Genomic DNA, 7,550 nt, shown 5'->3' with positions numbered 1-7,550 from the left:
CTGGACCGCAAGGTCTCGCACTTCGAGGCGGGCAGCCGGCGTACGGCTCGGAGGCGGTCGCGGGCGGACGGGGCCGGCGCTCCCGCAGCCGGCGCAGGGCCGGCGGGTGGACGTTGGCGCGGGTGAGGTCGCCGCCGTAGTGGGCGAGCACCCGGTGGTCCATGATCCGGCGCCACACGGGCGGCACCAGCGCGGCGACCACCATCGTGGCGTAGCCGGCGGGCAGCTGCGGGGAGGACTCGAAGCTGCGCAGCGTCTGGTAGCGGCGCAGCGGGTTCGCGTGGTGGTCGCTGTGCCGCTGGAGCTGGAAGAGGAAGACGTTGGTCACCGTGCGGTCGCTGTTCCAGCTGTGCCGCGGGTCGACCTTCTCGTAGCGGCCGGCGGGGGTGCGCTGCCGCGCCAGCCCGTAGTGCTCCAGGTAGTTGACCACCTCGAGCAGGCTGAACCCGACCACCGCCTGGAGCGCCAGGAAGGGCAGCACCCCCGGCCCGAAGGCCACGACCAGCGCGGCGTAGAGCACCAGGGTCATCGCGTACGCGGTCAGGATCTCGTTGCGCCACGTCCACGGGCTGCGACCGCGGCGGCGGAACCGGCCCGCCTCCAGCCGCCACGCCGAGCGCAGGCTGCCGAGGACCGTACGCGGCCAGAACGCCCAGAAGCTCTCCCCCAGCCGGGAGCTGGCCGGGTCCTCCGGCGTGGCGACGCGGGTGTGGTGGCCCCGGTTGTGCTCGACGTGGAAGTGCCCGTACGCGGTCGGGGCGAGGGCCACCTTGGACAGCCAGCGCTCCAGCGTCTCGCGCTTGTGGCCGAGCTCGTGGGCGGTGTTGATGGCGATGCCGTCGACCACCCCGATCGTGGCGACCAGGCCGGCCGCGCCGACGACCGACAGGTCGCCCCCGGCCCAGACCGCGCAGCAGAGCACCAGCCCCGCGTACTGGGCCGGCAGGTAGAGGTAGGTGAGCCAGCGGTAGTAGCCGTCGGCCGCGAGCCGGGGCACCGCCTCGTCGGGCGGGTTGCGCCGGTCCTCGCCGACCAGCAGGTCGACCACGGGGATCAGGACGAATACGACGGCGGGGGTCAGCCACCACGCCCAGCCGCCGCCGGTGGCCCGCCAGACCGCCCAGGCGAGGAACGGCAGCGCCGGTACGAGCAGCGCCAGCGGCCAGAGCGGCTTCCGGGCGTCCCGCCAGGCGGGTGCGCCGGTCGACGCGGCGTCGACGGCCATGGCCGACCTCCGATCTGTCGCGGTCCACCCCGACTGTGACACCCATCACCGCCATCTACAAGTGTCGATTTTTGTAAAGCCGCCCCGGCGCCGAGATCGTCTTGAGTAGGCGCGACCCTTGTTCCCACCGACCCGGACTGATATCCACAGATGCGCATGCGTCACTCGCGCTGCGCGGGCCGGCGGAGGGCCGGCCACCCCGCTCCCACGAGGAGGTCCCGTGGCACAACCGGAGTGGACACCCTGGATGAGCCGGCGCCGACGCCGGCTCGTCCCCGTCCTGGCGGCGACCGCGGTGGCGGCCGCGCTGCTCCCCGCCGGCCCCACCGCGGCCACCCCCGCCGGGGCCACCGCCGAGCGGCGCTCCGGCCCGTTCGCCGAGGGCCACCAGCACGCCGACGTCGACAACCGTCCCGGCGCCGCCGCCCCCGACGCGCGGCAGCGGGGCCTGGCCCGCAGGGCCGACCCGGACGTCCGCTGGAACCGGCTCGGCACCCCGCACGCGCTCGGCCCCGGCCGCGCGCCGCTCGCCGTCGGCCTCCCCGCCGACCCGGAGGCGGCCGCCCGCGCGTACCTGACCGGCAACCAGGACCTCTTCGGCCTGGACGCCGCCGCGGTCGCGGCGATGGACCGCCTGCTCGTCCGCCCGGTCGGCGACGGCGCGGTGGTCACCCTCCGGCAGCGCTTCGGCGCCCTGCCCGCCGGGCACGACGGGCTGGTCACCGTCGCGGTCGCCGACGGCTCGGTCCTGGCGGTGAACTCCTCGCTCTCCCGGGACACCGCCGCGCCGCCGGCCGCCACCCTCACCGACCAGCAGGCGTACGCCGCGGCGCTCGCCGACGCCGGCCTCGCGGCGGACGCGGTCCGCGACCACAGCGTGCGGGCCGTCGCCGTGCCCACCCCGCTCGACGGCCCCCGGGCCGCCTACGAGGTGACCCTGATCGGCGCCGACGCCGACGAACCGGCCGCCTTCACCACCTACGTCGACGGCATCACCGGGCGGGTGCTGGTCCGCGAGGACCTGGTCGACTTCGACTCCGACAACCCGAGCTGGGCGGTCTTCCCGGCCACCCCGCCGCGCGACCTCGGCCCCGGGCAGGATCCCCGGGTGCGCTGGTGCGGCGACCCCGCGCCGGACTGCCGGGCGGCGTTCCGCGACCCGGCGACCGGGCAGCCGTGGGACGTCGACGCGGCCACCGGCACGCCGACCGGCACCGCGCGCGGAAACTCCGCCAACACCGTGCGGTCCTGGGGTGCCGGCACGCCGGCCGTCCCGGCGACGCCCAGCCCGGAGCGCCGCTACGAGTACCCGTTCACCGACCAGTGGCACCAGGCCCGCTGCAACCCCGAGGTGTTCACCTCGGCGCAGCGCAACGACGACGACGCCGCGATCGGCAACCTCTTCGCCATGCACAACCGGATGCACGACTGGGCCTGGCACCTCGGCTTCACCGAGGCGACCTGGAACCTCCAGGCGGTCAACCTGACCCCCGAGGGCCGGGGCGGCGACGCCGAGCAGGGCCGCGCCCAGCAGGGCGCGCTGACCGGCAACCGGAACAACGCCAACCAGGGCACGCCGCGCGACGGGCTGCCGCCGACCACCAACATGTACCTGTGGCAGCCGCAGGCCGGCGGGCCGTACCCGCCCTGCGTCGACGGCGACTACGACATGACGGTGATCGGGCACGAGTACACCCACGCCATCACCAACCGCATGATCGCCGGCCCGGACAGCGGCATCGGCGGGCACCAGGGCGGCTCGATGGGCGAGTCGTGGAGCGACCTGCTCGCCGCGGAGTACCTGTTCCAGCACGGCCTGCGCGCCCCCGGCGAGACGCCGTACGTCACCGGCGGCTACGTCACCGGCAACCTGGTCAGCGGCATCCGCAACCACGACTTCAGCCGCAGCCCGCTGAACTACTCCGACGTCGGCTACCACAGCAGCGGCCCGGCGGTGCACGCCGACGGCGAGATCTGGAGCGCGACCAACTTCCGGGTCCGGGCGGCCCTGATGAAGCGCTACGGCGCCGGCACCCCGCAGCGGCAGCTCGACTGCGCGCGCGGCGCGGTGGCCGTGGAGCAGTGCCCGGGCAACCGGCGCTGGTCGCAGCTGGTCTTCGACTCGTTCCTGCTCCAGGCGGCCAGCCAGGTCAGCATGCTCGACATGCGGGACAACATGCTCACCGCCGACCTGCTCCGCTTCGGCGGCGCCAACCAGGACCTGATCTGGGCCGAGTTCGCCCGCTCCGGGATGGGCCGGGACGCCGCCACCGACGGCGCCTCCGACACCGACCCGACGCCGAGCTTCGCCGCGCCCGACGCCGACAACGCGGTGCTCACCCTCCGGCCCAAGGGCGACAGCGCCGACGCGCCGATCAAGGTGTACGTCGGGGCGTACGAGGCGCGGGCGGTCCCGGTGGCCGACACCGACCCGGCGACGGCGCTGCCGGACCGGATCGAGCTGGTGCCCGGGACCTACCAGCTGCTCGCCGTCGCGCCCGGCTTCGGCCACCAGCGACTCACCGTGGTCGCCACGGCCGGCCGGGATGGATACGTCGACCTGCGGATGAGCCGCAACCTGGCGTCGACCGCGTCGGGCGCGACGGTCAGCGGCGACGGGGTCAACCTGGACCGGATCGCCGACGACACCGAGGCGACCAACTGGGCCTCCCTCGACGGCGTGGCCGGCCGGCAGGTCACGGTGGCGCTGCCCGGGGACGCCCCGCACGTCGTCAAGCGGGTGAACGTCAGCGCGATGCTGCGCCCGGCCATCCCCGGCGACGCCGATCCGGGCAGCCAGAACTCGCTCAGCGCCCTGCGCTCGTTCGCGGTCTCCGCCTGCAACGCGAAGACCACCGACTGCGCCGACCCGGCGAACTGGCGGCGCATCCACACCAGCGCGGCGGACGCCTTCCCCGGCGGGGCGTACCGGGCGTACGTGCGGGACATCAACCTGCGCTCGTTCCCGGTGCCGACCACCCTCGCCACCCACCTGCGGCTGGAGGTGCTGGCCAGCCAGTGCACGGGCGGCCCGGACTACGCCGGCGAGCAGGACGACGACCCGGCCACCACCACCGACTGCGCGACCGCCAGCCCGGCGCGTACCCAGGTGCGCATCGCCGAGTTCCAGGCGTTCTCGAAGTGACCGCCCCCGTCGGGGCCGGCCGGCGTGCCGGCCCCGACGGGCGGTGCGGTAGGTGGCCCCCCGTCGCCACGCAACGCTGCCAGCCCCGCCGGCCGGCCGGTAGCCGGGCGGGTTCGCACCGGTCGCCAAGCGCGGGGGCGGTTTTCACCGTCCGTGGTGAACCGGTCGCCGCGGCCCCGCGACACGCCGACCTCCGCCGGCGGGAGACAATCGGCGGCGTGTCCGACCTTTCCGCCGCGTTCGTCCGGCTGCACGCCCGCCTCGCCCCGGTCGCCTTCGTCCCCGAGGTGCGGCTGCACCAGGCGGACGACGCCATCGGGCTGTGGGAGCTGACCGAGGGCGAGTTCCGCAGCGCGCAGCCGCCGCCGTTCTGGGCCTTCGCCTGGGCGGGCGGGCAGGCGCTGGCCCGGTACGTCACCGACCGCCCTGAGCTGGTCGCCGGCCGCCGGGTGCTCGACCTCGCCGCCGGCTCGGGCCTGGTCGCCATCGCGGCCGCGCGGGCCGGCGCCGCCGGCGTCCGCGCCGTGGAGATCGACGAGCTGGCCGTCGCGGCGGTGGCGGTCAACGCCGAGGCCAACGGGGTACGCGTCGACGCCGAACTCGCGGACATCCTCGACGGCGACGCCGGGGGCGCCGAGGTGGTCTTCGCCGGCGACGTGTTCTACAGCCAGGCGATGACCAACCGGGTGCTGCGCTTCCTGCTGCGGGCCGCCCGGGCCGGCGCCCAGGTGCTGGTCGGCGACCCCGGTCGGGCGTTCCTGCCCCGCGACCGCTTCGACGAGCTGGCCGTCTACGACGTGCCGGTGCCCGAGACGCTGGAGAGCGTACGGGTGAAGCGCACCACGGTGTGGCGGTTGCGGCCCGGACTGCCGGGGGCCGCCCGCTAGCGTGTCGGCGTGCTGTTCCGGAGCTGGGCGCAGACCGCCGACGCGCACTGGCCGGACGTGGCCCGGGTGCCCGACCACGTGGGCGTCGAGCACCTGGTGGTGACCCGGCACGCGCTGGTCCGCGAGGTGCTGACCGACCCGGTGACCTACCGGCCGGACAACGCGCTCGACGCGGTGACCCCGATCCCGGTGGCCGCGCTGCGGGTGCTGGCCGGGCACCGGTTCCGGCTGCCGCCCACCCTGGCCAACAACGGCGGCGCCAGCCACCCCGGGATCCGGGCCGTCGTCGCCGACGCCCTGCACCCGAGCCGGGTCGCCGCGCAGCGGCCCTGGCTGACGGCGCTGGTCCGGGAACGCCTCACCGCGATCGGCGCCGCCCTGGACGCGGGCGCGCCGGTCGACCTCCACGCGGGGCTCGCCGCCGACCTGCCGCTGCTGGTGCTGGCCCGGCTGGTCGAGCTGCCCGACGCGCCGGTCGGGGCGGTGAAGGAGTTCGCCCGCGCGGCGCTGGAGCTGTTCTGGGCGCCGCTGGACGCCGACCGCCAGGCGGTGCTCGCGGCGGAGGTGGGCCGGTTCCACCGGGTGCTGCGGGAGTTCGCGGCGACCGGCGGCGGGCTGGCGGGGTCGCTGCGGGCCGCCGGGCACCCGCCCGACGTGGTGGTCGGCGCGCTGTTCTTCCTGCTGGTCGCCGGCCAGGAGACCACCTCGCAGTTCCTCACGCTCCTGCTGCACCGGCTGGCCGGGGAGCCGGCGGTGCGTGCCGGGCTGCGGGCCGGCACCGTCGCGGTCGCCGACGTGGTCGAGGAGGGGCTGCGGCTGGAGCCGCCGATCGTCACCTGGCGGCGGGTGGCCACCGTGGACACGACGCTGGGCGGTACGGCCGTGCCGGCGGGGAGCAGCATCGTGCTGTGGCTGGCCCGCGCCGGCCGCGACCCCGACGCCGTGGCCGCGCCCGACGAGTTCCGGCCGGGCCAGCGCGGCTCCCGCCGGCACCTGGCCTTCGGGGCGGGCGCGCACCGCTGCGTCGGCGACCAGCTCGCCCGCATGGAGGCGGCGGTGGTCGTCGGCGAGGCCGCGCCGCTGCTGGACGAGGTCACCGTGGTCCGGGCGCCGTGGTGCCCGGACAACCTCACCTTCCGGATGCCCGACGCCTTCGTCGTGCGGCGCGGCTGAGCCGGGCGGGCGGCGCCAAAGCGGCTCGGAGCGGCTGAGCCGGGCCGGGCGGGGCCGGAGCGGCGCAGAGCGGGGCCGGGCGGGGCGGCTCAGGCGGTGGGCTCGACCAGCCCCGCCTCGTACGCGAGGATCGCCGCCTGCACCCGGTTGCGCACCTCCAGCCGGGTGAAGACGCTGGTCAGGTAGCTCTTCACGGTGCCCTCGACCAGGTGCAGCCGGCGGGCGATCTCGGCGTTGGACAGCCCGGCCCCGACCAGCGCGAGCACCTCCCGCTCCCGCTCGGTCAGGCCGGCGAGCCGGTCCCGGGCCACCGGCCGGCGGGCCACCCGGTCCCCGCCCAGCTCGATCACCCGGCGGGCCACCCGCGGCGACAGGTACGCGCCGCCGTCGGCGACGGCGTGCACCCCGGCGATCAGCTCGCGCGGGTCGCCGGCCTTGAGCAGGAAGCCGCTGGCGCCGTGGCCGAGCGCCCGCGCGACGTGGTCGTCCTCGCCGAAGGTGGTCAGCATGACCGTCGCCGTCTCCGGTACGAGTCGGCGGATCTCGGCGGCCGCGCTGAGCCCGTCCAGCCTCGGCATCCGGATGTCCAGCAGCGCCACCCGGGGCCGGTGCGCCCGGACGAGGTCCACGGCGGCCCGGCCGTCGGCGGCCTCGCCGACCACCTCGATGCCCGGGTCGGTGCCCAGGATGGCCCGGACGCCGGCCCGGATCATCGCCTCGTCGTCGGCGAGGACGACCCGGACCGGACCGGTCGCGGTGCTGTCGGTGCTCACTGGTTGATCCGCTCCTTGCTGACCAGCCGGCCGTCGGCGAAGCAGAGTCGCCAGGTCGGCTGGGCCAATGGGAAGTTTCCGTCGGTGTAGTACTCGCAGCCGGCCCGGTCGGCCCAGGGGTCGGGCCGGTCGAGCTGGCGGCGGGGCAGCCCGGTCAGGTCGGCCCGGGCCGCGCCGACCCGCATCGCGTCGAAGGTGGCCTGGTCCAGCACCGTACCGGCGGTCGCCACCGGGTAGTAGACGAGGGAGAGCACCAGGGCGAGGCCGGCCGGCGCCCCGAGCGCGGCCAGCAGGCTGCGCCGGACCCGGCGGCGGGCGTCGCGCAGCCGCCGCTCCGCCTCGTCCGG

Annotated in this window: 5 protein-coding genes and 1 pseudogene; 3 read left to right on the top strand and 3 right to left on the bottom strand. The window is 76.2% G+C overall.

Annotated features, from left to right (window positions below; all coding sequences use genetic code 11):
- Nucleotides 1-1,225, bottom strand: a 1,225-nt coding sequence (locus tag ACWENR_RS28370; protein WP_452280016.1) for an alkane 1-monooxygenase, incomplete at its 3' end; no start/stop codon positions are given.
- A gap of 220 nt (nt 1,226-1,445) precedes the next feature.
- On the opposite strand from ACWENR_RS28370, the gene ACWENR_RS28365 reads away from it, so the two are divergent.
- The 3 genes from ACWENR_RS28365 to ACWENR_RS28355 all read left to right on the top strand — a co-directional run bounded on the left by ACWENR_RS28365 (nt 1,446) and on the right by ACWENR_RS28355 (nt 6,430).
- Nucleotides 1,446-4,370, top strand: coding sequence for a M36 family metallopeptidase (locus tag ACWENR_RS28365; protein ID WP_452280015.1), 2,925 nt, complete (start codon nt 1,446-1,448; stop codon nt 4,368-4,370).
- Nucleotides 4,371-4,588: 218 nt separating this feature from the next.
- On the top strand, nt 4,589-5,257 hold the full coding sequence (locus tag ACWENR_RS28360) for a class I SAM-dependent methyltransferase (RefSeq protein ID WP_452280014.1): 669 nt from the start codon (nt 4,589-4,591) through the stop codon (nt 5,255-5,257).
- A gap of 9 nt (nt 5,258-5,266) precedes the next feature.
- Nucleotides 5,267-6,430 carry a cytochrome P450 gene (locus tag ACWENR_RS28355; RefSeq protein WP_452280013.1) on the top strand — a complete coding sequence of 388 codons (1,164 nt, stop codon included), beginning with the start codon at nt 5,267-5,269 and terminating at the stop codon, nt 6,428-6,430.
- A gap of 89 nt (nt 6,431-6,519) precedes the next feature.
- Here the strand turns inward: ACWENR_RS28355 and ACWENR_RS28350 are convergent, their stop codons facing one another.
- Together ACWENR_RS28350 and ACWENR_RS28345 are read right to left on the bottom strand one after the other, a co-directional pair.
- The gene (locus tag ACWENR_RS28350; protein ID WP_452280012.1) at nt 6,520-7,203 is read right to left on the bottom strand and encodes a response regulator; all 684 of its coding nucleotides are present in this window, start codon (nt 7,201-7,203) and stop codon (nt 6,520-6,522) included.
- A pseudogene (locus ACWENR_RS28345) lies at nt 7,200-7,550 on the bottom strand (two-component sensor histidine kinase); the annotation flags it as partial. The pseudogene ACWENR_RS28345 and the gene ACWENR_RS28350, both read right to left, overlap by 4 nt.

This window comes from Micromonospora sp. NPDC004336, from assembly GCF_053602615.1.
This window is presented reverse-complemented; position numbering and strand designations above follow the sequence as displayed.